The organism is Thermotoga neapolitana DSM 4359 (genome assembly GCF_000018945.1).
In the GTDB taxonomy this organism is placed as follows: domain Bacteria; phylum Thermotogota; class Thermotogae; order Thermotogales; family Thermotogaceae; genus Thermotoga; species Thermotoga neapolitana.
Map to the genome: position 1 here is coordinate 1844410 of NC_011978.1, position 26056 is coordinate 1870465.

The following is a 26056-nucleotide window of genomic DNA, read 5'->3' on the forward strand; positions in this document are numbered from 1 at the left end:
ATATGAAACGATTATTTGTTGTTTCATTGATATTGACTTCATCTCTGCTCTCTTTTTCCAGTGTGTTCGATATAATCGACGACGCGTACCTTTCTCTTAAGGAGTTTCTCGATCAACCAGACAGCGGTGCCTTTCTTTCTCTTCTGGAGAGAGCAAGAGGCATCCTCATTGTTCCAAAGTATCTGAAACTCGGATGGGTGGTGGGTGGTCAGTACGGCCAGGGAATTTTGCTGAGAAGAGATCCTCTGACGAATACCTGGTACGGGCCACTCTTTGTTAAAATCTACGGTCTGAGCGTGGGACCACAGATAGGGTTCCAATCCGTGTCCCTCATCGCAGTCATCATGGAGAATGTGGAAACCTTCGCCAAAGGAAACATCACACTCGGTGGATCTCTCAGTGTTGCAGCGGGGCCCCTTGGAAGAAGACTCAGTGCGGACTACAACCTTGATGCCTCTGTCTATTCCTACTCGATCGCTCGTGGGTTTTACGCAGGCTTTTCTCTGGAAGGGGCAAAAATAGACGTTGATCTGGACCTCACACGGGAATACTACAACGTGTACAGGGTGGATCCACACGAGATTCTTTCGAAAGAAGTAGAAGGAAGAGCGGAGAAAATAATCGTTCTTTTGAACGAGAAACTCAAAGAAGAATAGGGCACCTCGGGGGTGCCCTTCATCTTGAACTCACCACTTTGTCCACTATACCGTATTCTTTTGCCTCTTCAGCACTCATGAAGAAGTCTCTGTCCGTGTCCTTTTCTATCTTCTCTATCGGCTGGCCCGTGTGTTTGCTGAGAATCCTGTTGAGAAGATCCTTTATCCTCAAAAGCTCTCTTGTGATGATCTCAACGTCTTTTGCAGGACCCTCTGCCCCACCAAGTGGCTGGTGGATCATGATCCTGGCGTTCGGAAGAGCGTACCTCTTTCCCTTTGTACCGGCTGCAAGGAGAACGGCAGCCATCGACGCGGCCTGCCCCACACAGATGGTGGAAACGTCACACTTTATGTACTGCATCGTGTCGTAGATGGCAAGACCGGCCGTCACAGACCCTCCGGGCGAGTTTATGTAGAGGTAGACGTCTTTGTCTGGATCTTCTGCTTCCAGAAACAGAAGCTGTGCTATGACGAGGTTTGCCACGTGGTCGTCTATGGGAGATCCAAGAAAGACGATCCTGTCTTTCAAAAGTCTGGAGAATATGTCGTACGCTCTTTCGTACCTTCCTGTGCTCTCAACAACTATGGGAACGTACTGATCAATTATCTCCTTTTCTTTCATCACCATCACCCTCTCCTCTTGGTTCAACCACCTTCACCGTCACCTCTTCGAGCAAAAGATCGAGTACCTTCCTCTTCAGTATGGCCCATCTCAGATCCTCTCTGAGATCTCTTCTCGACTTCACGAGTGACTTTGCGCGCTCAGGAGAGATTCCCCAGAACGGTGCGAGTTCTTCCGCCTCTTTCTCAAGTTCTTCATCGCTCACATCTACGTTTCTTTCTTTTGCAATTACCTCTATTGCCCTGTCTCTTTTGATATCGTCCAGGATTCTTTTTTTCAACTCTTCTTTCAGTTTTTCTTCACTCTCGTAGGAACTCACAATCTGATCGTACCTTCCTTCCCTCTTCAACCTGTTTATCGTTTCCTGTACGAGAAGATCGAGCGTTCTTTCGGAGATCTCTATCTCCACCACTTCTGGGAGCTTCTCCAGAAGTTGCTCTCGCATGCTTTCCTTCATCTCCACGTCGTATATGTCTTTCCCCTCTTTCTTCAACTCCTCCTTCAACTGCTCCAGCGTCTCGAACTCGTTGTTCACTGTCCTGGCAAGTTCATCCCCGATCTCTGGGAGGGTTCGTCTGTACACCTCCTGTACTTTTAGCCTGTAGGTGTATTTTTTTCCCTCGTACTCTCTTTCTATTTCAACCACATCGTCTTTCTTTTTCCCTATGAGGTCTTTCACGAACGGTCTGTCTTCCCCTTCTTTTATTACGTACTCGTACTCTCTGGTGGTGAGATTCTTTCCTTCTTCGTTGTACACCTCCATGCTTATCCTGACAAGATCTCCTACCTCGGCGGGACCCTCCTTGGGTTCGAGAAGTGCGTGTTTTTCCCTCAGGTCTTCGAGCCTTCTTTCAACGTACTTTTCCAGCACCTTTTCCTCGTCAACCTTCTCCACTTCTATCTTCGAGACGTCTCCTATCTTCACCTCGGGTTCCTCGTGAACCTCCACCACGAACCTTGCCGTATCCTCTTTTATTTCTCTTTCGGTGACCACAGGAGACATGATGAGGTTTCTGTCCTTCAGGGTATCCGGTATAAGGTCCATGAGGAAGTCAAGGGTATACTCCTGAAAGTCCTCACCGAGTCTCATCTTCAGGATGTTCTTTGGTACCCTTCCCTTCCTGAAACCGGGTATCTCTACTCTTTGATTCAGGTACCTGGCCGCTTTATCCTCCGCTTCAAGCACCTCTTCCCTGTTGAAAACGTACTCCAGTACGACCCGGTTCTTGTCTCTTTCGAGTTCTTTCACTTCCATCCTTAGACATCCCTCCTGTTGTGTTTTTTAACCTTTTCCGATGGTATCTCCTCTTGTCCAGATGTTCTTCTGAAGAGAACCCTTGATATTTCTGAGACCGGAAAGTTCCCGAAACAAACTGCTTTTCCTCTCTTCGATGATCCGAAGCCTTTCCCTGTCCTTTTCAAGGATCTCAGATAGTTTTTCCGCAGAAAGATCCTTCAGGAGCTTTTCTCTTTCTTTCAAAAGCACCCGAAGATGTTCATAATCTTCCCTTTCTATGGCCTCATCTATCTTCCTTTCTATTTCATCCACGTTCATCACTTTCACACTCCGAAAGCAAGATGTTCCCATACCTCACCAGTCTACAGTGAAGTTCTGAAAGCCTTTTTTTCAAAGAAAAAGGTGGAATCGAGGTGTCTATCTCCCATCCTTTGCCGGATCTTCCCAGAATACAAAAGTTCTCTCTGAGCACCTTCTCGTCGCCCTCTACAATGATACCACCCTTTCTTCTTTCAAGCACGACAACTGCCACCACGAACCTGTCGTGTGAAAGTGAGACGTGTACAAAATTGAACACACCGAAGTCACGATGTATCTTTACAACAGGTCTTCCACCTGCCTCCAGAAATTCCACATCTGTGAAACGATAACCGTTCAACCCCGTCCCCAGAGCCTTGAAGAACGCTTCCTTGAGTGCAAACCTTCCTGCCACGAACTCTTTTTTGTTTTTCCTGACTCGGAGAATCTCCTTTTCCTCTTCTCCCAGTACTCTTTCAGCGATCCTTTCGGGAACTCTTTCGATCTCAAGAAGATCCACACCAACACCCACGATCATGAGAGAACCACCGGAGGATCCACCACCAGTCCTCTTTTACCGTTCTTCTTCAACCTCAAAAGGACAAGGGTAGCCGTCCTATCAATTTTACCATGAACAAAGCACATTCTCTTCGGTTCGAGACGGTACGAGATAAACCTCTCCAGCCAGTCCATGAGGTTTTCAGGAGAGAGAACGTAAACCGCCATTCCACCGTTCTTTAGGAAACGAAACGTTGTCTTCACAAAAGATTCGATGTCCGATTTTTCCAGGCTCCTCGTTGATGACCTCAGGGGATAGGGACTTTTGACCTTCGTGTAGTGGGGTGGATTGGAGACCACCATGTCAAAGGACTCAGGAGGAAACGAGCAGTCCTCCACAGAGGCGTTCACAAAAGAAACCTTTCCTTCCAGACCGTTCAGAGAGATTCCCTGAACAGCCTTTTCGTACAACTCTTTTTCCTTTTCCACTCCAACCACTTCCACACCGTAAAGCCTTGCAAGAGCAAATCCCACCGTTCCCACACCACTTCCAAGTTCCAGAACTCTTTTCACACCCTTACTGGGTTTTGCGTACCAGACAAGAAGAGAGGAAGCGTGGGTGGGACGGTGGTGGGGACCCGCATCGACTATCTCCACACACCTGATGATGTCAGGATCGAACCTCATAGGGATTCCAGAATTTCCCTCACCATCTTGTTCACGAGTTTTCCGTCTGCCCTTCCTTTCACCTTCGGCATGACAAACTGCATGACCTTTCCGAGGTCCTTTGGAGAAGTGGCTCCTACTTCTTTTATCGCCTCCATAACGATCTTTCTTATCTCCTCTTCCGAAAGTTGCTTTGGAAGGTAAGATTCTATGATTTCCAGTTCTTTCTTTTCTTTTTCAGCGAGCTCAATTCTGCCGTGCTTTTCGTACTCTTCGATTGCCTCTTTTCTTTTCTTTGCCTCTTTCATGAGGGCTTCCATCACTTCCTCATCGCTGGCTTCTTTCATCTTCTCCACTTCGAGATTCTTCAGCGTTGTGAGTATCATGCGAAGCGTGTTCACTTTTATCGTGTCTTTACTCTTCATCGCTTTCTTCAAGTCTGCCATCAGTTTCTCTTTCAGGGACATGACGAATACCTCCTCTCCAAAAGATGAGACCCCGCAGGGCGGGGCCTCAGGAAATCACTCCCTTCATTATTCTTGCAAGTTCCACAAAGGATTCTTTCAGACTGGCTCCTCCAACCAGACCACCATCGATGTCTTTCTGAACGATGAGGCCGAGGAAGTTGTCTGGTTTTATGCTACCACCGTAGAGTATCCTGATCGTCTCAGCCGTTTCATCGTCGTACATCTCAGAAAGAAGCCTTCTTATGAACGCATGCACTTCCTGAGCCTGCTGTGGTGTTGCCACCTTTCCTGTTCCGATCGCCCACACGGGTTCGTAGGCTATGACCACCTTCTGTGCTTCCTCTCTGCTGAGACCGTAAAGTCCTTCTCTTACCTGTTTTTCAACAACGCAGAATGTGAGACCCTTTTCTCTTTCCTCCAGAGTTTCACCCACACAGAAGATCGGTGTCATTCCCTTTTCCAGAACAGCCCTGATCTTTCTGTTTATCAGTTCATCGTCTTCCTTGAAGATGCGCCTTCTTTCGGAGTGCCCCACGATCACGTACTCAACGCCGATTTCTTTCAGCATCACCGGTGACACTTCTCCTGTGAACGCCCCCTGGTCCTCGTAGAAGACGTTCTGAGCACCGAGTTTGATGTTTCTACCCGAGAGGATCTCTCCAACTTCGGATAGTGCGGTGAACGGTGGACAGACCACTGTTTCGAACTCTTTCACATCGTGCAGTTCGTTCAGAAGGAGCGACACGAATTTTTTTGCCTCAGATATGGTCTTGTGCATCTTCCAGTTTCCAGCGAGGATCAATCTACGCCCTGTTTTTTTTTATCGGCGATGCTGGCGATGCCAGGAAGTTCTTTTCCTTCGAGGAACTCGAGCGATGCCCCACCACCCGTTGAAACGTGCGAGAATTTGTCCTCGAGTCCGAATTTGTTGACGGCAGCGGCGCTGTCTCCTCCTCCGACGACCGTGATGGCACCCTTTTCGGTGAGAGAGGCAATGGCAAGTGCTATCTGTTTTGTTCCTTCGGCGAAGTCGTCGATTTCAAAGACTCCCATGGGTCCGTTCCAGACGACAGTCTTTGCATCGGAGAGTTTTTGTTTGAAGAGTTCCACCGTCTCAGGCCCTATGTCGAGTCCCATCCATCCCTCGGGGATACCATCGTCTATCCTGACGACCTTCTTCTCCACACCCGGTTCGATCTTCTGTGCTATGACAGCATCAACGGGAAGTACGATTTCGACACCCTTTTCTTTTGCTTTGTCGAGGAGTTCTTTTGCAAGATCGAGTTTGTCTTCCTCGTACTTCGAGGAACCTATCTGTTTTCCAAGAGCCTTCAGGAATGTGAACATCATGGCACCACCGATGAGGATTCTGTCGGCCTTTTCCATGAGATTCGTGATGACCCCGATCTTGTCGGAGACCTTCGCTCCGCCGAGAACAACCACGTAGGGCTTTTCAGGGTTGTACGTCACCTTGGAGAGGAACTTTATCTCTTTTTCCATGAGGAAGCCAGCGACACTGGGTATGAACTGGGCTATTCCGACGTTGGAAGCATGAGCCCTGTGTGCGGTGCCGAAGGCGTCGTTCACATGGATGTCCGCAAGGCTTGCCCAGAATTTCGCAAGTTCAGGGTCGTTCTTGGTCTCTCCAGGGTGGAATCTGGTGTTTTCAAGAAGGAGCACTTCTCCTTCCTTCAGCTCCTCTACTGCCTTCTTCACTTCATCACCGACTACTGCCGGAACGAACTTCACCTCTTTGCCCAGAAGTTCGGAGAGTCTCTTTGCAACGGGCTCAAGACTGAACTCAGGAGAAGGTTGACCCTTTGGCCTTCCAAGGTGGGAGAGAAGTATCACCTTCGCACCCTGATCGAGCACGTACTTTATCGTCGGAAGGGCAGCCTTTATTCTCGTGTCATCCTGAACAACTCCATCTTTCACGGGAACGTTGAAATCAACCCTCATGATAACCCTTTTTCCTTTCAGATCGACGTCCCTTACGGTCATCTTTTCCATGATCACACCCCCTTGTTTGAGTGTGGAAAGGGCGGGAACACCCGCCCTGAATCACATCTTGAGGAGAAGTTCAAGGGTGTCGACGACTCTGTTGCTGTATCCGTACTCGTTGTCGTACCAGGAAGCAACCTTCACGAGTTTTCCACCGATGACGTTGGTGAGTGTGGCATCGAAGATTCCAGAGAATGTCGTTCCGATGATATCGCTGCTCACGATGGGATCCTCGTTGTATCCGATGATGCCCTTGAGTCTTCCTTCGGTGGCTTCTTTCATGACTGCGTTCACTTCTTCTATCGTGGTTTCCTTCTCAACAAGAACTGTGAGGTCTGTGATGGATCCATCGGGAGTTGGTACCCTTATAGCCATTCCATCGAGTTTTCCTTTCACTTCTGGAACAACAAGGGCCACAGCCTTTGCTGCACCGGTTGTGGTGGGAATGATGTTCACCGCAGCAGCCCTGGCTCTTCTCAGGTCTTTGTGTGGAAGGTCGAGCACCCTCTGGTCGTTTGTGTAGGAGTGAACGGTCGTGAGCATTCCGCTGACGATACCGAATTTTTCGTGGAGAACCTTCACTATGGGCGCGATGGAGTTCGTTGTACAGGATGCACAGGAGATGATCTTGTGTTCGGGCTTCAGCTGGTCTTCGTTACAGCCAATGACGACCGTGATGTCTTCGCCCTTTGCGGGAGCAGTGATGATGACCTTCTTTGCTCCAGCCTGAAGGTGAAGCTCTGCCTTCTCCCTGTTTCTGAACACACCCGTGGATTCGATGACGAAGTCAACTCCCAGGTCTTTCCATGGGAGTTTGGAAGGATCTGGCTCTGCAAAGACCTTGATCTCTTTTCCATCGATGATCAGAGAGTTATCTGTGTACTCAACCTTTCCAGGGAACTTCTTGTGAACGGAGTCGTACTTGAGAAGGTGTGCAAGTGTCTTGGTGTCTGTCAAATCGTTGATAGCCACCACTTCGATGTCGGGGTTCTTCCTTTCGTAGATGATCCTGTAGACCAGTCTTCCTATCCTACCGAAACCGTTAATAGCCACTCTTGCCATGCTCTTTCCCTCCTTCTTACATTAATCCTGGTATTCCAAACTGCTGGGTGATTTTGCTCATTTCTTCCTCTCGACGTTTTTCAATTTTCTCCATGATCTCATTCACAGCGGCTGCAAGAAGATCCTTCAACGTTTCAAGATCTTCCTTCAGATCCTCATCGATCTCTATTTCCTTTACCCTGCGATCACACGTTGCCACGATCCTGACAGCACCACCTCCAACGGAGGCTTCCACCTCCATCTCGGAAAAACTCTCCTCCATCTCCTGCATCTTCTTCTGCAGTTCTTCCTGCATCTTCATGAAATCCTTCAGGAGTTTTTCCTGCTTTCCCCCACCCAGACTCTTTCCACCGAAACTTTTGATCTTTTTCAAATTATCCCTCCTGTTCGAAGAGCTTCAAGATCTTTTGAGAAACCTTCTCCACCGTCTCCTCTTTCCCCATCAGACGAAGTTCTACCTCTACTCTCTTTCCCAGCTTCTTCGAAAAGAGGTTCTCAAGTTCAGGAAGCTTTTTCTTCATGAGTTCATAGTGCATCGCTTTGGAAGAATCGAACGTCACAACGACCTTCCCATCCTCGAAACTCACTTCAGAAAGACTGAGTGCAACGAATATGGAAAGATCTCCTTTTTCCTTCAATTCTTCCATCAACTCTTTGAAACGCTCTTCGAACTCGATGTCTTTATCCTTTTCCTCCTTTGTCGTGCTTTCCTGAGCGTTGTTTTGATCATTATCAGCGTTGCTTGCTTTCGTTTTTTCCAGAACCTTTTCACCGGAAAACCTCGTGGATATGTAAGCGGATCCTACCCGGCACACAAGTCGTTTTTCTTCAGCGAACTTTATCTCCCGAAGAAGGTTGAGAAGCTGCCTCGAAACCTGAACGATCTCGGACGTTGAAGCGTTGTAGACCCTCTCCTCTCTTTCCAGATCGTCCACCAGGTCTTCAACGGCTTCCTGAATGAGGACTTCGTAATCTTTACCGCTGTAATAGACATCATCCAGTACGGTGAAGACCTTTCTCACGTTTCCCGATAAAATGGCGTTTACATAGTCCCTCACCACCTGAATCGGAATCAGTCCAAGCGCCCTGTGGACCGTCTCAAGATCGATCTTTCCCTCCGAAAACTTCCAGACCTGCTCCAGCATGGTGAGGGCGTCTCTCATTCCTCCGGCTGCCCGTCTGGCTATGAACCTCAGCGCTTCATCGTCGATGTCTATGCCCTCGGCCCTGGCTACCTCCTGAAGCCTCTTTTCTATGAGTTCATCGGGTATGTTTCTGAACTCGAAGACCTGACATCTGGAAATGATCGTTGGGGGGACTTTTTCCAGGTTGGTGGTTGCAAGAACGAACACAACGTGGGAGGGAGGTTCTTCCAGAGTTTTTAGCAGAGCGTTAAATGCTTCCTTTGTAAGCATGTGCACCTCGTCTATTATGTAAACCTTGTACTTTCCCTCCATTGGTCTGTAACCCACGGCGTCCCTTATCCTTCTGATCTCGTCTATTCCTCTGTTCGATGCCGCGTCGAGTTCTATGACGTCCATGAACGTTCCCTCATCGATTTCCCTGCACGACCTGCACCTGTTGCACGGTTCAACACCTTCTCTGTTCTCACAGTTCAGGGACTTTGCCAGGATCCTCGCGAGTGTTGTCTTCCCCGTCCCCCTGGGTCCAGCGAATATGTATCCATGGGCTACACTGTTTTTCTGTATCGCCCCGATTATTGCCTTTTTCACGTGATCCTGATTCACCACTTCCGAAAATGTCTTCGGCCTGTACTTTCTGTAGAGAACCTCCATGAAATCACCCCATGCTATAATCGAACTGTATCCAGCACTATTATACCAGAGGGGATTTTAAAAGTGATTGAACAGAGGAGGAAGATCGTGAAAAAAATAACTATACTGGTTCTGGTGCTCGTCCTCATACCAGTCTTCCTGAGCACCACTCCCACCGAGAAGAGTATCTCCTTTCGGGAGATAAACACCATCACTGTGAAAGAGTGGTTCAAGGAACTCGTCAGATCGAGAAGGGCATCTTACAAGTTGAAAAGCGATGAGGAATTCCTCGAAGATCTGTGGAAAACGGTAAACGAAGTGGCACGTGAGACCAACATCGACCCGATCCTCCTTGTGTCGGTCATAGACGTGGAGAGCGATTTCAGAAACGTGATAGGGCTGTACGGTGAACTGGGAATGATGCAGATCAAAAAAGAGACCGCCGAAATGGTGGCAAACATCTACAATCTGGAACCTCCGGAATCTGGCTGGACGGAACTCATCTGGAATTATCGACTGAACATAAAGTACGGTGCTCACTATCTAAAGTATCTGTACGACAGGTTCAACGATCTCAGGCTTGCACTCGAGTATTACAACGGCGGAAACAGCAGAAAGACGTACGCGAAAAGGATCCTTGAAACGTACGAAAGTTTCAAAAAGGAACTCGGAATTTAAACTCTTGTGTACATTTTCCCGGAAGAGTCCTGAATCACCCGCAGAGTTAAACCTTCCACTTCCAGTTCCTCGAGTTTTTTGCCATCCGGGGTTTTGTAGACAACCTTTCTAGTTCCCTTCACCTCCTCGAGGGGCTCAAAAAGGACTCTGGAGAACCTTTTCGCAACAGGGAAATTACTCCTTTTGTTCAAAACAACTCCGCTTACACCCATCAGAAATAGTTTTTCCAGTACTTCTTCGGTGACCTCCTGGAAGAAGAATTTGTTCTTGTCGAACCTTCCCACAGTTACTATCTCTCCTGTCAAGTCGTAGGGTTTTATTCCCTCGGATTTTTCGTACTTTTCGATGATATCAACAACTTCTTTGTCCACAACCACTATCTTCCCGATGTAATGAACCACATCTCCACTCGTCAACCGTCTTATAACGTTCAGAGAAACGGGATACCTCAGGACGATTTTCAAAGAGATCACCTCACAATCATCTGAACGAAGTCGTCTATGAACGTCACAAAAGGATTCATCACAAGCGGTATGATCCAGAGCACAAGTAGCGCTATCATGAACAGTATTCCATACACTTCGTACTTTATGAGCCATTCCATGTATCTATCTGGAAGCAAGGAGGCAAGAATCCTGCTTCCATCGAGAGGCGGTATCGGAAAGAGAGAAAAAAGAGCGTAAGTGAGGTTGTACTTGGCAGCCTTCACCATGAGAAACCACCAGAAGCTTCTTTCAGGCAACTTCGAGGCTATGAACCCGCAAAGAAAAAACAGCAAAAAGCTCGTCAGAGGACCGAGAATGGATATCTTCAGAAGGTCTTTCTTCTTGTTTTTCAGTTTCCAGTAGCGAACCGGAACGGGTCTGGACCACCCGAATTCGAACAAAATGAAGGAGATCGTTCCCACCGGATCAAGATGTACAAAGGGATTCAAAGACAGTCTACCGGCCTGCTTTGGAGTGGGATCACCGAGTCTGTAGGCCGCTATTCCCTTCACATACTCCCTCGGCATCGCAACGATGAGAACGGCAAGAAACCCCGTAAGAATGTTGCTCAGTGTTGGTGCAACCATCCTCATGAACTACCATCTCCTCAGTGTATCTTTCAGGAATTCCTTCATCTCCATGGCGTCTTCTTTTAATTTCTCTTTCAGACTCAATCTTTTCTTCAAAACTTTGGATACCTTGAGCGAGATTTCAAGGGGATCTCTTCTTGAGAAAAAGAACTCTTCTTCCGTGTACTTTCTGAAAAACCTCCTCGCCTTCTGGCAGTCAACGATGACAAAGGGGACTTCAAAGTAAGCAGCAACGAGCGCCGGGTGAAACCTTTCGGTGATGACGATCGACGAACTCTTTATCTCTTCGAGAACGTCTCCTCCGGTTCTGAGTGGAGGAAGGTACTGGCAGTCTTTCGAGAAAGCACTCGAGAGAACGAAATCTTCTATTCCGTGTTCTCTCAGACTCTTCAAAACACAGGACACGTCCAGAGGCTTTTTCAGAAAGAAAACGGCCTTATTCTCCTTTTTCACTTCTGATTCGTCGTTCATGAGATAGAGTATCGAAGGATCTGTTCCAAGCCAGGCGTTTCCTCCGAGCGCTCTGACGTACCTGTAGGAGACGGGCTCTCTTGCTATGAAGACCACACTTTTGTGACTCACCACCTCGTGAACGAGTCTTTTTGAGGCAGTTCTTTTCAAGGGGCCTATGCTGTTTCCAAAAAAGATAAGGGGTTTTTTCATGAGAAGTGACATCCTGGACAGATAGTAATAGTAAAGGATACTTCGAAAACTCGTCACATCCTGAAAAAGTCCCCCTCCACCTGCCATCGAAATCTGCGACCTTCTCAGGAAAGAAATCAGTTTCGGAGAGAACCTTCCCACCGATGTTACTCCCATCGATCTCTTCCCATCCGGAAGGGGAGTGTATATGGTTCCAAAATCCAGTTCCTTCAGGAGATCCACACACGCTCTGAACATGATTTCGTCTCCGAAGTTACCAAAGCCGTAATATCCCCACAGAAAGGCGGTTGCCAAGGAAAATCACCTCATTCTGTAGAAGAATACTCTTGGAGAATTATACTACACGAGGTGAAAGGATGATAACGAACCTCTCAGACAGCGTTTTCGTGATAGGCACTGGAATTTCTTCAAACAGCGTCCTCGTGTGTGGAAAAAAAGTGTGCATTCTCATCGACACAACTCTTTTTCCAGAAAAAGCAAGAAAGATCGAAGAGTTCGCACGGGAGATGTTGAAGAAGGAGATCGTCGCCGTCTTCAACACCCACTACCACCCGGATCACACCTTCGGAAACGAAATCTTTGGAAGGATAATTGCTCACTCTCTGACCAAAGAGTCCCTGAGCAAGATGGATGAAGAATACATGGAAAGAATCGGTGTGAAAGTGTCCATAAAACTTCCATCGGAAACGTTCAGCGACAGAGGACTTTACAGATTTGGAGACATCACCGTGGAGGCCGTTCACCTGGGCGGTCACACACCCGATTCCTCCATTTTCATCCTGAAAAACGAAAAGATCGTTGTGTGCGGGGATCTGCTCACCACCGGAATTCACGCCGAAATAGTCACAGACAGTGACCTGTCGATGTGGATATCGGCACTTGAGGAGATAGAAAAAACAGGTGCTCATTACTGTGTCCCAGGACATGGAAGGGTGGGAACGCTCCAGGATGTGAAAGAGATGAAAGACTACATCGCAAAGATACTCCGTCTCAAGAAAGGAAACATCCCTCATTCAGAACTACTGAGAGATCCGAACTTCCTCTCACGCGAACACCCTGAACTTCTGGAATGGGGAATTGAAAACATCATTCGTTGAGAAGTTCCAGCCTTTCCTTGGGACTCACAATCTCCGTCACCCTCACACCGAAGTTCTCGTCTATCACAACGACCTCTCCACGGGCTATGAGTTTTCCGTTAACGAGAATGTCCACCGGCTCGCCGGTGAGTTTATCGAGTTCTATGATTGAGCCTGGTATCATCTCCAGAACACGCTTCAGTGTCATCCTTGTCCTTCCAAGTTCCACTGTCACCTTTAAAGGAACGTCAAGCAACAACTCGAGTTTGTCCTGAGGAATCTCCGTTTTAGCCGTTCCGGATGGCTTCAACTCCGAAAACTCCACCGGTTCGACCTTCACTTTCTTTTCTTCCTTCTTTTCCTCTTTCTTTTCTTCAGCCTCTTCTTTATGTGCTCTGGTGAAGTACTCGTACATCTTCTTGACAAGATCTGCTCCGATCACCTGGTAGAATTTGGATTTTGGAAGCCCTTCTATCTCGATCTCGAACTCCACAACGGCAACATCCTTTTCTGGATCGTCCACAACCGGTGGAAATTTCGTGCTGGGATCGTCGAAGTTCAGAATTTCAACCTTTGGTGGGGAGATGTTCACGGTTATTCCCAGAAGTTCCGAAAGAGAAGTTGCGGCACTTCCCATCATCTGATTCATGGCCTCTCCTATGGCACTGAGTTTGATCTCATCCAGTTCTTCACTTTCCACCTCTCCACTTCCACCCATCATGAGATCGACGATCGCGGCTACCAGGCTTTTTTCCAGAACCAGAACGTTCAGTCCCTTCAATCCTTCCGTGTATTCCACAGTTACAACTACTTTCTCACCATTGAAGTCGCTTTTCACGTTCTTCATCTTTTCCTCGCGAACCATTGGAACGGTGATGTTGACGTTTCTTCCCAGGATCATAGAGAGCGTTGTTGCGGCACTTCCCATAGCGATGTTTCCAATCTCGCCGATCATGTCCTTTTCTTCTGGTGTGAGAACACCCTCTGCTTCTCCACCGAGCAGTTTATCTATCTCTTCCTGGGAAAGGAATTCATTCTCCGTCATTCCTCTTCACCCCCATTAGTGTACTCGCCGGTGATCTTCACAGCGTACTTTCCCTTGTACTTTCCAGGAATTCCCCTGAACTTGGGCTTTCCTTCCACATCGATTCTTATCTCGTCTTTGTAATGTGTGTTGAGCCTTATCACATCGCCTTCCTGAAGATTCAGCACTTCCCTCAGAGTCAGCCAGGCTTCCCCTATCACCGCCTGCACCGTCAGTGGAACACTTTGAGAAGCCACCTTGAGTTCTTCAACTCTTTCTTCGATCCTTTCTGGCTTTCTGCCCATCATCCAGAACCTGTTGGAAAGTTTTTCAAGGAAAGGTTCCAGAAGAGAAAAAGGCCAGCACACGTTGATGAAACTCGTGAACTCTCCCCAGGAAACAGAGGCGGTCACAAGAAGCACTATCTCGTTTGGGGGGACGATCTGGACGAACTGTGGGTTGGTTTCGATGTTTTCTATCGAAGGAATGAAATACTGAAAATCGCTCCATGCCTGAGCAAGAAGCGTAAGAATGTTGGTTACCTCTCTCCTCATTATGGAGGTTTCAATGTCCGTAGGGGTTCTGTTTGGAGGATTGTCTCCAGGGCCTCCCATGATGATATCCAGTATGGTGTAGAAAAGATCGAGCCTCATCTCGAATATGGCACTACCCTCGAACACGTCACCCGTGAAGATGACGATGAAGGAAGGAATCATTACAGACCTTATGAATTCTTCATAAGTGAGCTGGTCGATGCTGATCTCTACGTCAACGAACGTTCTCAACCTTCCAGAAAGGTACGTTGAAAGCGCTCTTCCAAAGTTCTCATGTATCATCTGAAATGTTCGAAGTTGCTCTTTAGAAAACTTGCTCGGCCTTTTGAAATCGTAAGGCTTGACCTTCTTTTCCCCTTCTTCCTTCAGAAGGTCCTCTTCTTTTAGCTCTCCTTTCATCAACGCTTCGATCAACTGGTTTATCTCTTCCTGACTGAGAACATCCGACATGTTACCACCTCACTCGGTGGTCGCAAAGGCCTTTATATAAAGATAAACGTTCAGAACACCGTATTTCTCTCTGTCACCGACGAAGCCGGTGATGGTGTTGACCGCCTCCCTTATCTGTCTCTTCAGAAGTTCAAGGCCCGGAACCGTGCTCAGTTCACTCTTTTCCTTGCTCAGAAAAATCATCATGAGGGCATCCATGATCTCATCTTCTTTCTCCGCGATGGCTGCCCTGCACGTGTCGCTACCAACGGTGAAGGAAAGAGAATCTATCACAACAACATCCCTTCCACCCTTCAAAAGGAACGTCTTGTTCTCACCTGGCTGGATGAGAACTGCCTTTATCTCGACCGGAGTCGAGGGTGTGCTCTCACTCTGTCCACCCTGATTTGTCCCAAGAAACATGGGAAGTAAAAAGTACACAGCGAGTGATACGATGAGCGGTATCACGATACTCATGATCAGTGACGAGACTCCCCGGCGTCTTGGTTCTTCCTCTCTTCTTTCTTCTTCTGCCATCTTCTCACCTCACACCCTCTCTCTCTTTATGAGGATGTCTATTCTTCTGAACTCTCTTCTCAGTCTTTCCAGTTCCTGCTGGTATCTTTCCTCCAGTTCTTTCATCTTCGCTTCCCACTCAGAACGGGTGATCTCGCCGTTTCTGAGTCTTTCGTTGAGCAGGGCTTTTTCTGCGTTTATCTCGTTTTCAAGGTCTTTTATCTTCTTCTTTATCTCCCTGTCCCCAAGACCTATCGGATAGAATCTATCGGGGTTGTAGAAGAAGTCTATGTTGAATCGACCAAGTTTGATATCGGCAGCCCTTTCGATCATTCTCTTTTCCTTCAGTTCCGTCAGGAAGAAATTCACCACACTCGCCGCTCTTGCACTCGAAAGATGCCAGTTGGAAACGTAAATAGAATTTGGAAGAACTGGCCTGTCGTCTGTGTAACCGAAAACCTCCAGCACGTTCGTGGTGTGTTCTATGACGATCTGTCCCACCTTTGCCAGAAGGTCCTTCGCTTCAGCCGTGAGTTTAGCGCTTCCTGTCTCGAAGAATACCATGTCCTTCAAAATTATGAGGGTTCCTTCGTCTCTTTCTTCCACCGTGATCTTCCCTTTGTATTCTTCGGACAATCTCATGAGTTCTTGATATATTCCTCTTTTCGAGGTGATAAGGGGTTCTTCGTTTATGCTCCTTCCTCCCATCAAAACACTCGGTGGTTGCCCACTTAAAGCAATTCTGAGTCCCACCGCCACCTGCTGGAACTTACCGGGACTGATGGTGGACATGGAGATAAGGGCCACAAAGAACGTGAGCAACAGTGTCACCATGTCCGAATAGGTGGTCATCCACTGAGGTGATCCCTTCTGTTCTTCCTGTTTCTTTGCCATCACGCAGCAGCCTCCTGAGAGGCAGCCTCATAGGCTCTTTTTTCTTTCTCAGGCAAGAAGGACTTCAGTTTCTCCTCCAGTATCCTGGGGTTTTCTCCTGCCTGAATCGAAAGAACCGCCTCCAGAATCATTCTCTTTTCCATGACGAGAATGTCTCTTCTCTTTTTTATCTTCTCCGCCATGGGGAGAAACACACCGTTTGCCAGAATAGCACCGTAGAGTGTCGTTATGAGCGCCACTGCCATTGACGGCCCCAGAGTTTCCGGGTTGTTCAAAGATTTCAACATCTGAATGAGTCCTATGAGCGTTCCTATCATACCGAACGCCGGAGCGTACGCACCGGCAGATTCCAAAACCGCCCTTTCTCCGTCCAGTTCTTCTTCAAAGAGTTCAAGTTCTGTCTCCATCATGTTTTTCAAAAGATCAGGATCTGTTCCATCGACCACGAGTTGAAGCGCCTTTTTCATGAACGGATCTTCGATGCTTTCGAGGTTTTCCTCCAGAGAAAGAAGTCCTTCTCTTCGTGCCTTCTCTGAGAAGGAAACCATCGTCTGTATGAGTGAAGTGTGATCTATTTTTGGTTCCCTAAGTGTGGAGAACATGATGTTTATGATTCTGAAAGCCCTGTCTTTTGGATGTGCCACCATTGTAGCCGCTATGGAGCCAACGACGGTTATGAAGAGTGAAGGTATGTTTATGAAGGCCGCAAAATCTCCTCCACCCGTTGCGATTCCTATGAAGAGAGCCGCTATCACAAGAGCCAGCCCCATCAGGGTTGCAAGATCCATGGGATCACCTGCCCTGCTCTTTCCACCAGTTGAAGATCTTTCTCTTGTATTCTATCACCCTCCGGACAACCTCTTCCACGGGCTCTTTCACGATGTACTTTCTACCGTTCACAAGGGTGATCGTTGTATCGGGCAGTGCTTCGATGGTTTCTATGAGATCGGCGTTCAGAACAAACCACTTACCATCGATCTTTGTGAGCCTGATCATTTCTCATCATCTCTTGATGTTCACAAGTTCGTTTAGAATCTGATCCGCCGTGGTGATGACGCGTGCGTTCGCCTGGAACCCTCTCTGGGCAACGATCATCTTGGTGAATTCTTCTGCAAGGTCCACGTTGGACATCTCAAGGGCCCCGGGAATCAGAGTACCCCTTCCACCACTTCCAGGTGCTCCTATTTTGGGAACCCCACTGTTGGAAGACACAGCGTACAGGGAATTTCCCACTTCCATCAAACCTGCTGGATTGTTGAACACCGCAAGGGCGATCTGTCCAAGAACGTCTGTTAATCCGTTGCTAAATGTTCCAATGATCTCTCCCTGCTCGTTTATGGCGAACGACTCCAGAACACCCATGGGGTTTCCGTCCTGCCACGGGATGTTCACGGTGCTGTCACCGGAGAACTGGGTGATTCCGGAAAGATCCGCTGTTATTGTGACTACACCGTCACCATTCTGACCTGTGTCGAACTGGATCGTTCGAAGTTCATCGCTGCTAAGCGCGTAGGAAGAAGAACCAGAATCGTAGTAAAGTCCTCTGTACTGAACAGGTCTTCCGGACTCGTCGAACTCCACAAGACCTGCTATGTAATTATTTCCGCCCACACCTGTGCTTCCGTTTTCGTCCACAAGAGTCACGGGTTCTCCGCTTGCTGTGTACGCCCTCCAGATCCACGCGTTCTTGAAAGATTCAGATCCTATGGTTGTGTTCCCGAGTCTGATGAACTCATAGTACACAGTGTATTCATTTCCAAGAGAGTCGTAAACCTGAACGGCAGTGGTGTACCTTGGAGAGGTGTAGTCGACCTGAACGAAGTTCGTTGGATTGTCTGCCTCGTAGAACCTGGGCTCGCCAGAGGTGGGTATGACGAGTTCAGCACCAGGGGCTATTGTGAGAGATGATGATAAAAACGTTACTGTGTAATCGTTCCCGGAAGTTATGTCAGAATCGGAAATTGTGAAACTACCATTTGAAACTGTGGTCGTTCCGTTGTAGACTTCATTCCCAGAAGAGTCTCTAACTATCACCTGATAGTTTCCATCAGAAAGTGTGGTGGTCCCTTCGATGATTCCGTTGGCTGTTGTGGTCTGAGATTCAGAATAAAGAATCACCGTGTAATCGTTCCCGGAAGTTATGTCAGAATCGGAAATTGTGAAATTGCCACCTGAAACATCTACCGTACCACTGTAAATAACATTTCCAGAAGAATCCAGAACTGTCGCATTGTAGTTTCCATCTGAAAGTGTGGTGGTTCCCGAAAGGCTGCTATCAGTGTTGGCTGTCACAGTTTGGTAATCAGAATTAAGCATTACGGTGTAATCATTACCACCGACAATATTGGGATCAGAGATTGTGTAACTACCATTTGAAACATCCACTGTACCATTGTAGACCACATTCCCAGAGTTGTCTAAAACTACCGCCTGGTAAGTGCCATCTGAAAGTGACGTGCTCCCCGTGATGCTTCCATTGGCTGTTATAGTTTGAGAATCAGCATATATCCCCGCCTCTTCCACCCTTCCAAACTCGTTGAACACCGCATAACCACTCACGTCCGCCGTTCCATCGTTGTTAACATCGATTCTCATCGTGTACCTTTGAGAGGAACTGAAAGGGTCTGTTCCAAGGTCTCCGGCTGTCTTTTCGAACCACACCCGAACGTCGTGATCAACTCCGCTGTCGTCCGTCAGGGTGATGGTGAAAGAGCCAGGTCCCACGTTGGAGTTGAGATTTCCTTCAAATCTCACGTTCGACGTTTTCTTTGCGGGCATCGTCATTCCTGCACTGATAACAAGATCTCCGATCGGTCTGTTGGTGTCTATGTACCTTTCGCCCGTTTCGGGATCCTGAACGGCCGTCCATCCCTGAACCTTGTAACCCGTTGATGTCTGAATCAGATTTCCATTGCTGTCCAGTGTGAATGCCCCCGCCCTCGTGTAATAGTAGGCGTTACCATCGGATACGATGAAGAAGCCATCGCCCTGTATGGCAAGGTCTGTTTTCACACCCGTGTTCTGGAAAGACCCCTGCGTCATGATCTTGTCGATGCTTGCCACCTGGGATCCAAGGCCGATCTGCATGGGATTGGTTCCTCCTACGCTTTCCTGTGGAGCTCTGCCCGCCTTGATCGTCTGGGCAAGCATCGTCTCGAAGTTCACCCTCGAAGCCTTAAACCCCACCGTGTTCACGTTGGAGATGTTGTTTCCTACAACATCCATTGCAACCTGGAAGTTCTTGAGCCCTGTGATACCGCTGTAGAGAGACCTCATCATCACGCATCACCCTCCTGGGAGATCTCCAGAATGGAATCAACGGGATAGAGCGAACCGTTCACCAGAACGAAACCTTCACCGTTTTTTATCTGAACAGCCTCAACCAGACCACCTTCCATACCGCCTATCTCCTCAAGCCCACTCGAGGTGACTTTGTACACATGGTAAGTGTAAGTCCCGTCTTCCACACTGACACCGTTATCGTCCCTGCCGTCCCACTGCCAGCCGTGTACACCCGCTTCAACACTTCCCAGGTCTTCTGTTCTCACCAGGTTACCGTTTTCATCCAGGATCTGAATCACAACGTTTGCATCCTCGTCAAGATTGAATATGATGCTGTCTGCTTCTCCGTCTTTCAGATTCACCTCGTTGTTCTTCACCACGACGTATTTTCCTATCAGAGACGCAAGTTGAGCGGGATTCACGCTCGTTTGCGCCTCAACAAAGTCTTTCACAGCACTCGTGAGGTTTGTGATCTGTTCCAGACTGGTCAGTTGCGACAGTTGCGAGATCATGTCCTTTGTCTCCATGGGTTCCAGAGGATCCTGCATCTCCAGTTCTTGAAGGAGAAGTCTGAGAAAAGCATCTTTATCGAGTGTTTTGCTGGCAGTGTAATTTGTTCTCACACCCTGAAGCGTCGAGTAATAGATGTTTCCAAGATCGTATATCATGTCTTCACCCCCTCGATGAATTCCTCAAAGGAAACTTTCTCACCACTGTGTCTTCCTCCATTTTTTTGTTCTCGTCGACCCTCTTTCGCACTCCCTTCGTTGTTTTCCTGGTAAAGATAGTCATCTTCTTCTCTTTCAACGTAGACCTGAGCGTTCAGGCCTTTCTCGTTGAATCGATCCACCAGTTTGGGTATCTCATGCTCAAGAACGTGCTTTGCTTCCTCTGATTGCACCCTGAACACGATCTTCAGGTCGTTGTTTTCCTTTGTGATGGTGATCTCCAGTTTTCCAAGTCTTGGGGGTTCCAGGTCTATCGTTGCTCTTTCCTGCTTTTGAACGTACATCTTTTCCACTATCCTCGGTACACTCTGAAGATCCGTCCCTTTTACTTCTCTCAACGGATAAGCGCTTTTTGCCCTCTCACGTGTGATCATCTCCTGGACTCTTCCATCTGTTAATTCTCTAAAACTCATCAGTTTTCCTTTTTCTTCGTATTTCAAAGATATCTCCTTCAGATCTCTTTTCAGTTCGTTCCCTGAGAAGTCTTTTTCCTTCGATGTTTCACCACCTGACGGTTCCTTCACAACCTCGCTTTTTCCCTGAATTGAAGACCTTTTGAATTCAACGTGTTCACTGGAAGGCTGTTTTTCATTGCCTCCAATTTTTATCTCAAGCGTGCTGATATCTTTTCCAGTTTCTGTCAAACTGGTGATGATCTTTTCTTCCTTCACGTGTGTCACTTCTGTTTCCGATGGCTTCTGTTTCAAAATGCCATCTTGCTGGGGTGTTTCCTGAACCACGCTTTCTTTCTGATCTACAGGAATTTCCCCTGAGATCGTTTCTGCTCTGGGCCCAACGGTTGTTTTTTCCTTTACAGGTATGAACGTTCTTTCAGAAACAGGGTAGGCACTTTCTTTCGAAGCGGTTTCCACATTCTCAGGAGAGATCTTTAAAACATGTTCAACGCTCTGTACGGTTTTGTCCTGAAGCTTTCTACCGTCTGGCAGGCTCTCGTTTGAAACGTGTGAGGAATTTTTTTCCGTTCTCTCTTTTTCTGAAATCATCCTTACTGGTACAGTTTTTCCGATTATTGAATCATTTCGTGAAGTGCTCGCATCAGAAACGCGCTTGAAATTTACTGGTCCCTGAGCCTGAACATTATGCTCTTTCCTTCCCATCATACCTTCACTACCTGTTGTTCTAATTTCTTTGATCTCTTTTGCTACCGAGATATTCTTCTGACTGAGATCGTTTTTGAGAGGAAGATAAGAACCCCTTTTTTCTGACAGCAGAACATCTTCAGGTTCAACATTTCTGGGAAGAGCATTCTCCTTGGATCTCACATCTTTTTCCGTCGAAACAGAATCAGCGGGGATTTTCGTATCGAGAAGGCTTTTAATATCAGCAGGAATTTTCTTTGAAGATACAAATACACGAGCCATCCTGTTCTCGTTAACTCTCATGTTGCTGTCCATTGTTTTTTTCAGAGAAACAGATATATGAGTTCCATCATCGAAAAGAGAGATTCCATCCTCTGGATAACCCGTGAGATCACGCTCGATTTCTGAGATTTTTTTCGTATCTTCAGGAATTTCCACATCTGTGAAGGACGTATCTGGTTTGTCCTTTTCAGATGCTTTCGCCCTGTAATTACGGATGTGATCGAAAAGCACAGAGTAACGAGAAAGCAGAACGTTCGCTTCTTCTCCTTTCTGTTGCTTCTTCCCTTCTTCAGTAAAAACGAAAGGTTTTGATTGAACTTCTTTTTGAACTTCTTTCTTCTCAGTGAGTATCTTCTTCTCGTCGAGAAGAACCGATAGAAATTTTCCTTTCTTTTCCTTTTGAAGTGTTCTCATCAAATTGAGAAGGCCCTCTTTCAGAAGTGTTATCCTCATTCTTTCTCCTCCAGAAGTTCCATCGCGTTCTGTACAATGTACTGAACCAGAGCGGAAGCACGTTCCCTGTCCATCATGGAAAGGATGATCCTCAGAGTTTCAGGATCCACGTTTTCTTTCTTCAAAAACTCAACGGCCACATCGGGTGAAACATTGTTCAGAGCGTCCGCCACAACCTTCAGGTACGTCTCCCTTGAGAACAACTGCGCCTCTTTTTTCGTCATCTCCTCTATCGAACTCTTCGCCTGCTCCATGAGAGATTCCAGTCTTTCTATGGTGTTGTCCACCCCGACCATCATCTCCATCACCCTGGCGGCCTTCTGGGGATTCACACCTGAGAGGGCCTCCAGAAATTCACCGGCGTAGGTGGGATCTGTTCTTTTGAATATCACCGCAAGCGTTTTGTCATCCACGTTGTTCAGAGCGCTTGCAAGATTTCTTGGATCTGTGTTCAAAAGCACGTTTACAAGCTCGTCTACCTGCTTTTTGTAAGACTCCAATCTGTTCTTCTCTTCGATCAGCTGGCTCTTCAGGGATTGAACCTCCTCAAGCATTTTATCGACAACGGATTTTTGAGTCTCCATCACCTTCATCTTCTCTTCTATTTCCTTTCCTTTTCTGGTGAGTTCCTCTATCTTCTGCGTGTAGATCTCTATGTACCGCTGGTAGATCCTGGAGTAATATTCGGCAGGGCTTTCTGCCCTGAGCGGCTGATAGGTGATCCTGTCCTTCAAAAAGGGAACCTTGGAGGCAAGAAAGGCAATGTAACTCCTCCAGTCTTCGAAAGGAGACATCCTCCCACCGTACATCCTGTTGATCTCAAAAGAGATGTAGCCGTACATAAAAAGAATTATGAGAACAAGAAGCGTTACAAGAAACGCTACAAAAAAACCTTTTCTTTTTCCAGGCAAAGTGCATCTACCTCCCTCGATTCCATACTTCTATGGAAACTCGACGTTTTCCTACGAGATGATAGAATAGACTGGGGGGCGTGAATGTGGGGAAAATTCCTGTCATAAAAAGAAGCGGAGAAGTCGTTTACATCGATCAAAGCTCACTGAAGATCTTTTCGAGGGATTTTTCGACTTCTCAGAGAGTCGAAAAATCTTTTTATCTTGATAGTTTCAAAATAGAGTCTCGCGGAAAGAAGTACCATGTGGAGATCGTGCTGAAGAGTTCTGATGGAGAGAAGATCTCAGGAAGGAGCGAGGGAGCAGGAACGGAGAAGAATCTTCCAAAACTCGTTGGAGAGGCGGTGGTGGATGCCTTCAACATCGAAGAGGACATCTCAATAGACGACATAAGAACCGTTTCTCTTGCCGGAAAAGAGTTCGTCTTCGTACACGTTACCTTCTTCAGAGATGGGAAAGAAAGATGGAAAATAGGAATTTCCCTTCTGGAGAAAGATTTTTTGAGTTCGGTGATCTCTTCCGTGATAGATGCCCTGTCGGGTATAGTACAATAGTAGGTAAGAACGCATCGAGTGGGGGGTATTTCGATGAGTGCGAAGACTCTGGAAGATGTCATATCGAAGATTTCCGGTGTCATTTCTGTGAAGGTGATAGAAGAAGACGGCCAGCCAAGAGAGATCCACGTCATAGCAGATCCTTCCAGAAATCCAAAGCAGATAGTGCGGGACATCGAGACTGTAGCACTCGCATCTCTTGGAATGAAACTGGACAGAAGGATCATCAGCGTGGCCCAGCTCAGTCAGGGGAGGGTCTCTCCTTCTCAGTCCTACGAGATCTCATCCATCGAGGTGAAAAGCCTTGACAGAAAAAAGCAGGTGAGGGTCACAATAAACAATCTCTTCGAAGATGAAGAACTGGTCGGTGAATCCGTCGGAGCGGGCACCTCAACGAACCTTCCAAGACTCGTTGGGGAAGCGGTCATAGAGGCCTTCAACATCGATTCTCCCGTTTCAGTGGACGACGTTCAGAGGGTCTTCCTTGCTGGAAAGGAGTTCGTCCTGGTTCATCTCACTGTTCAGGACGACGAAAAAGAGAGGGCAGAAGTGGGGGTTGCTCCACTTGAAGGAGACTTTCTGAAAGCCGTTGCAAAGGCCACACTCAGGGTGGTGAAGGACCTCGCCTAGATGAACAGCTCCATCGTTCTGACAACCTCTTCTATCTCTTCATCGCTGAGTTCTGGAAACATGGGAAGGGCAAGACTTCTCTTCGAAAGTGATTCTGTCACAGGGAAATCTCCCTCTTTGTAACCAAGGTCACCGAAACACCTCTGAAGGTGAAGAGGAAGTGGATAATAAATGGCCGTCTGGATTCCTCTTTCTGAGAGACCATTCTTCACCCTGTCTCTTGTTTCTTCGTTTTCAAACAGAACGACGTACTGGTGGAACACGTGGTACCTGAAACCCTTCTCCTCCACCCTTGGATAGATCACTGGAAGGTTTCTTTCTTCAAACAGTCTTTGATAAGTTCTCGCCACTCTCAATCTTTCCTCTGTCCACCTTTCAAGGTATCTGAGTTTCACCCTCAGGATCGCAGCGTGGATCTCATCGAGCCTTGAGTTGTATCCCACCTTCTCGTGGAAGTACTTCTTTCTTGCACCGTGCACCCTCAACGTTCTGCACTCTTCTGCGATCTGATCGCTGTCTGTCACGATCATTCCGCCATCGCCGTAGGTTCCCAGGTTCTTGGTGGGAAAGAAGGAAAAGATCGCCGCATCACCGACAGAACCACTCTTTTTTACCTTGCCGTTTTCGAACTTCCACTCTGATCCAAAGGACTGGGCGCAATCTTCGAGAACCATCACACCGTATTTTTCCCTCAGGAAACTCAGTGCCTCAAGATCCATCGTTCTTCCAAAGAGGTGAACGACTACGACCGCCTTCACTTTCTCTTTTCTCAACACGTGTTCTAGATGGTTCAGGTCCATGTTGAACGTGCTCTCTTCCACATCGACGAAGACCACCCTGGCACCGAGCCTGTAGGGGGCACTCGCTGTGGCAAAGAACGTGTAAGGTGTTGTGACCACCACATCACCTTTTTCCACTCCCATCGCCTGCAGCGCGATGAGTAGTGCATCGCTTCCACTTGCAACACCTATTCCGTGTTTCACTCCGACAAACTCTGCCACTTCTTTCTCGAGTTTTTCCACGTTCTCTCCCAGTATCACCCTGCCTGATGCGATCACCCTGTCTATCGCGTCCAGGATCTCCCCTCTTATCTTCATGTACTGTCTTGTGAGATCAAAAAGTGGAATCATCCTCTCACCCCTTGAAGAGCCTGATGGCGTTCTCAGTTGTTCTTTCTTCCACAACCGTACAGGACGTGTTCAGCACGTTCGCGATCGTCTCTATCACGTACCTAAGATACTTCGGCTCGTTTCTTTTTCCCCTGAACGGCTGAGGTGGAAGGAAAGGACAGTCCGTCTCCAGAACGATGTGTTCAAGACCCACCTTCCTCACCACTTCCCTCAGGGAATCGTTCTTCGGATAAGTCACAGGCCCTCCTATTCCAAGAAAAAATCCCAGGTCGACGAACCTCTTTGCCCACTCGTAGTTCGAAGAAAAAGCGTGGATCACTCCTCTTTTTTCTGGAAGCTTTTCACCTGAGAGTATCCTGTAGGCCTCCTCGTACGCTTCTCTCACGTGGACGATGAGGGGAAGATCGAGCATCCGTGCAAGTTCTATCTGCTCGATGAAAACCCTCCTCTGGTCCTCTGGAGGAGAGATGTTTCTGAAAAAGTCAAGGCCCGTCTCTCCGATGGCAACGACCTTTTCACTTTCTGCAAGTTCCTTCAGTCTCTCTGCAAAATTTTCCGGTACACTCTTTGCTTCGTGTGGATGAATCCCCACCGAACAGAAGATCCTGTCGCTGAGTTTTGCAACTTCAAGGCTTTTTTTTGAATCCTCCAGATCCACTCCCACGTTCACAACAAAGTCGATTCCATCTTCTTCGAACCCTGCGATGATCCTCTCTCTGTCGCTGTCAAACTGATGGAAATGAAGGTGCGTGTGTGTATCCACCATTGAAATCAACCTCCCCACGTGTTAATATAC

General features: G+C 47.6%; 31 protein-coding genes. 5 read left to right on the forward strand and 26 right to left on the reverse strand.

The features are described from left to right. Nucleotides 1–2: 2 nt before the first annotated feature. A complete protein-coding gene (locus CTN_RS09405; RefSeq protein WP_015920301.1) occupies nt 3–656 on the forward strand; it encodes a lipid-binding SYLF domain-containing protein in 654 nt (217 codons plus the stop codon). A 19-nt stretch (nt 657–675) separates the two neighbouring features. Here the strand turns inward: CTN_RS09405 and clpP are convergent, their stop codons facing one another. Genes clpP through dnaX form a run of 11 tightly spaced genes read right to left on the reverse strand, consistent with a single transcriptional unit; the run spans nt 676 to nt 9302 of the window. Next, the gene (clpP, locus tag CTN_RS09410; RefSeq protein ID WP_038068144.1) at nt 676–1284 is read right to left on the reverse strand and encodes an ATP-dependent Clp endopeptidase proteolytic subunit ClpP; all 609 of its coding nucleotides are present in this window, start codon (nt 1282–1284) and stop codon (nt 676–678) included. Further along, the gene (tig, locus tag CTN_RS09415) at nt 1256–2533 is read right to left on the reverse strand and encodes a trigger factor (protein WP_015920303.1); all 1278 of its coding nucleotides are present in this window, start codon (nt 2531–2533) and stop codon (nt 1256–1258) included. The genes clpP and tig overlap by 29 nt, the downstream gene beginning before the upstream one ends. 27 nt (nt 2534–2560) lie before the next feature. Beyond that, nucleotides 2561–2833: a flagellar protein FliT gene (locus tag CTN_RS09420; protein ID WP_038068146.1), complete on the reverse strand. Its 273-nt coding sequence runs from the start codon at nt 2831–2833 to the stop codon at nt 2561–2563. Continuing rightward, nucleotides 2820–3350 carry a holo-[acyl-carrier-protein] synthase gene (locus CTN_RS09425; RefSeq protein ID WP_015920305.1) on the reverse strand — a complete coding sequence of 177 codons (531 nt, stop codon included), beginning with the start codon at nt 3348–3350 and terminating at the stop codon, nt 2820–2822. The genes CTN_RS09420 and CTN_RS09425 overlap by 14 nt, the downstream gene beginning before the upstream one ends. Continuing rightward, nucleotides 3347–3997, reverse strand: coding sequence for a tRNA1(Val) (adenine(37)-N6)-methyltransferase (locus CTN_RS09430; protein ID WP_015920306.1), 651 nt, complete (start codon nt 3995–3997; stop codon nt 3347–3349). Before CTN_RS09430 ends, CTN_RS09425 begins: the two co-directional genes overlap by 4 nt. Next, the gene (locus tag CTN_RS09435) at nt 3994–4443 is read right to left on the reverse strand and encodes a GatB/YqeY domain-containing protein (protein WP_038068148.1); all 450 of its coding nucleotides are present in this window, start codon (nt 4441–4443) and stop codon (nt 3994–3996) included. Before CTN_RS09435 ends, CTN_RS09430 begins: the two co-directional genes overlap by 4 nt. Before the next feature lie 46 nt (nt 4444–4489). Continuing rightward, nucleotides 4490–5221, reverse strand: coding sequence for a triose-phosphate isomerase (gene tpiA, locus CTN_RS09440; RefSeq protein ID WP_038068226.1), 732 nt, complete (start codon nt 5219–5221; stop codon nt 4490–4492). A 20-nt stretch (nt 5222–5241) separates the two neighbouring features. After that, nucleotides 5242–6453: a phosphoglycerate kinase gene (locus tag CTN_RS09445; protein WP_041437845.1), complete on the reverse strand. Its 1212-nt coding sequence runs from the start codon at nt 6451–6453 to the stop codon at nt 5242–5244. Nucleotides 6454–6504: 51 nt separating this feature from the next. Then, a complete protein-coding gene (gene gap / locus CTN_RS09450; protein ID WP_015920310.1) occupies nt 6505–7506 on the reverse strand; it encodes a type I glyceraldehyde-3-phosphate dehydrogenase in 1002 nt (333 codons plus the stop codon). A gap of 16 nt (nt 7507–7522) precedes the next feature. After that, a complete protein-coding gene (locus CTN_RS09455) occupies nt 7523–7879 on the reverse strand; it encodes a YbaB/EbfC family nucleoid-associated protein (protein ID WP_015920311.1) in 357 nt (118 codons plus the stop codon). 1 nt (nt 7880) lies between these two features. Beyond that, nucleotides 7881–9302: a DNA polymerase III subunit gamma/tau gene (dnaX, locus tag CTN_RS09460; protein ID WP_015920312.1), complete on the reverse strand. Its 1422-nt coding sequence runs from the start codon at nt 9300–9302 to the stop codon at nt 7881–7883. An 87-nt stretch (nt 9303–9389) separates the two neighbouring features. Here dnaX and CTN_RS09465 point away from each other — a divergent pair, with 87 nt between their 5' ends. Beyond that, the gene (locus CTN_RS09465; protein WP_231556123.1) at nt 9390–9959 is read left to right on the forward strand and encodes a transglycosylase SLT domain-containing protein; all 570 of its coding nucleotides are present in this window, start codon (nt 9390–9392) and stop codon (nt 9957–9959) included. On the opposite strand, the gene CTN_RS09470 is transcribed toward CTN_RS09465, so the two are convergent. Genes CTN_RS09470 through csaB form a run of 3 tightly spaced genes read right to left on the reverse strand, consistent with a single transcriptional unit; the run spans nt 9956 to nt 11991 of the window. Then, the gene (locus tag CTN_RS09470; protein ID WP_015920314.1) at nt 9956–10432 is read right to left on the reverse strand and encodes an uL10 family ribosomal protein; all 477 of its coding nucleotides are present in this window, start codon (nt 10430–10432) and stop codon (nt 9956–9958) included. The two genes, CTN_RS09465 and CTN_RS09470, sit on opposite strands and share 4 nt — an antisense overlap. Continuing rightward, nucleotides 10429–11037, reverse strand: coding sequence for a site-2 protease family protein (locus CTN_RS09475; protein ID WP_015920315.1), 609 nt, complete (start codon nt 11035–11037; stop codon nt 10429–10431). Before CTN_RS09475 ends, CTN_RS09470 begins: the two co-directional genes overlap by 4 nt. 3 nt (nt 11038–11040) lie before the next feature. Continuing rightward, nucleotides 11041–11991 (reverse strand): polysaccharide pyruvyl transferase CsaB, encoded by a 951-nt coding sequence (csaB, locus tag CTN_RS09480; protein WP_015920317.1) that lies wholly within the window; start codon nt 11989–11991, stop codon nt 11041–11043. A gap of 62 nt (nt 11992–12053) precedes the next feature. On the opposite strand from csaB, the gene CTN_RS09485 reads away from it, so the two are divergent. Next, a complete protein-coding gene (locus tag CTN_RS09485; RefSeq protein ID WP_038068151.1) occupies nt 12054–12794 on the forward strand; it encodes an MBL fold metallo-hydrolase in 741 nt (246 codons plus the stop codon). Here the strand turns inward: CTN_RS09485 and fliY are convergent. Genes fliY through CTN_RS09535 form a run of 10 tightly spaced genes read right to left on the reverse strand, consistent with a single transcriptional unit; the run spans nt 12784 to nt 22946 of the window. After that, a complete protein-coding gene (gene fliY / locus CTN_RS09490; RefSeq protein WP_015920318.1) occupies nt 12784–13818 on the reverse strand; it encodes a flagellar motor switch phosphatase FliY in 1035 nt (344 codons plus the stop codon). The two genes, CTN_RS09485 and fliY, sit on opposite strands and share 11 nt — an antisense overlap. Continuing rightward, the gene (fliM, locus tag CTN_RS09495; protein WP_015920319.1) at nt 13815–14801 is read right to left on the reverse strand and encodes a flagellar motor switch protein FliM; all 987 of its coding nucleotides are present in this window, start codon (nt 14799–14801) and stop codon (nt 13815–13817) included. The genes fliY and fliM overlap by 4 nt, the downstream gene beginning before the upstream one ends. Nucleotides 14802–14810: 9 nt before the next feature. Next, the gene (locus tag CTN_RS09500; protein ID WP_015920320.1) at nt 14811–15317 is read right to left on the reverse strand and encodes a flagellar basal body-associated FliL family protein; all 507 of its coding nucleotides are present in this window, start codon (nt 15315–15317) and stop codon (nt 14811–14813) included. A gap of 9 nt (nt 15318–15326) precedes the next feature. Next, nucleotides 15327–16190, reverse strand: coding sequence for an OmpA/MotB family protein (locus tag CTN_RS09505; RefSeq protein WP_038068229.1), 864 nt, complete (start codon nt 16188–16190; stop codon nt 15327–15329). Continuing rightward, nucleotides 16190–16978, reverse strand: coding sequence for a motility protein A (locus tag CTN_RS09510; protein WP_038068153.1), 789 nt, complete (start codon nt 16976–16978; stop codon nt 16190–16192). The genes CTN_RS09505 and CTN_RS09510 overlap by 1 nt, the downstream gene beginning before the upstream one ends. Before the next feature lie 4 nt (nt 16979–16982). Continuing rightward, nucleotides 16983–17186 (reverse strand): flagellar FlbD family protein, encoded by a 204-nt coding sequence (locus CTN_RS09515; protein ID WP_015920323.1) that lies wholly within the window; start codon nt 17184–17186, stop codon nt 16983–16985. Between the two features lie 6 nt (nt 17187–17192). After that, nucleotides 17193–19469, reverse strand: a complete 2277-nt coding sequence (locus CTN_RS09520) for a flagellar hook-basal body complex protein (protein WP_041437865.1) — start codon at nt 19467–19469, stop codon at nt 17193–17195. Beyond that, the gene (locus tag CTN_RS09525) at nt 19469–20140 is read right to left on the reverse strand and encodes a flagellar hook assembly protein FlgD (protein WP_015920325.1); all 672 of its coding nucleotides are present in this window, start codon (nt 20138–20140) and stop codon (nt 19469–19471) included. The genes CTN_RS09520 and CTN_RS09525 overlap by 1 nt, the downstream gene beginning before the upstream one ends. Then, nucleotides 20137–22035 carry a flagellar hook-length control protein FliK gene (fliK, locus tag CTN_RS09670; RefSeq protein WP_015920326.1) on the reverse strand — a complete coding sequence of 633 codons (1899 nt, stop codon included), beginning with the start codon at nt 22033–22035 and terminating at the stop codon, nt 20137–20139. The genes CTN_RS09525 and fliK overlap by 4 nt, the downstream gene beginning before the upstream one ends. Next, nucleotides 22032–22946, reverse strand: a complete 915-nt coding sequence (locus CTN_RS09535) for a MotE family protein (protein WP_015920327.1) — start codon at nt 22944–22946, stop codon at nt 22032–22034. The genes fliK and CTN_RS09535 overlap by 4 nt, the downstream gene beginning before the upstream one ends. Before the next feature lie 86 nt (nt 22947–23032). Here CTN_RS09535 and CTN_RS09540 point away from each other — a divergent pair, with 86 nt between their 5' ends. After that, nucleotides 23033–23500 carry a hypothetical protein gene (locus tag CTN_RS09540; protein WP_038068155.1) on the forward strand — a complete coding sequence of 156 codons (468 nt, stop codon included), beginning with the start codon at nt 23033–23035 and terminating at the stop codon, nt 23498–23500. A gap of 33 nt (nt 23501–23533) precedes the next feature. After that, nucleotides 23534–24130 carry a hypothetical protein gene (locus tag CTN_RS09545; protein ID WP_038068157.1) on the forward strand — a complete coding sequence of 199 codons (597 nt, stop codon included), beginning with the start codon at nt 23534–23536 and terminating at the stop codon, nt 24128–24130. Here CTN_RS09545 and CTN_RS09550 read toward each other — a convergent pair. Both CTN_RS09550 and CTN_RS09555 read right to left on the reverse strand, forming a co-directional pair. Continuing rightward, complete coding sequence (locus tag CTN_RS09550; protein WP_015920330.1) at nt 24127–25260, reverse strand: DegT/DnrJ/EryC1/StrS family aminotransferase; 1134 nt, start codon at nt 25258–25260, stop codon at nt 24127–24129. The two genes, CTN_RS09545 and CTN_RS09550, sit on opposite strands and share 4 nt — an antisense overlap. A gap of 4 nt (nt 25261–25264) precedes the next feature. After that, nucleotides 25265–26026 (reverse strand): TatD family hydrolase, encoded by a 762-nt coding sequence (locus CTN_RS09555; protein ID WP_015920331.1) that lies wholly within the window; start codon nt 26024–26026, stop codon nt 25265–25267. Nucleotides 26027–26056: the final 30 nt, after the last annotated feature.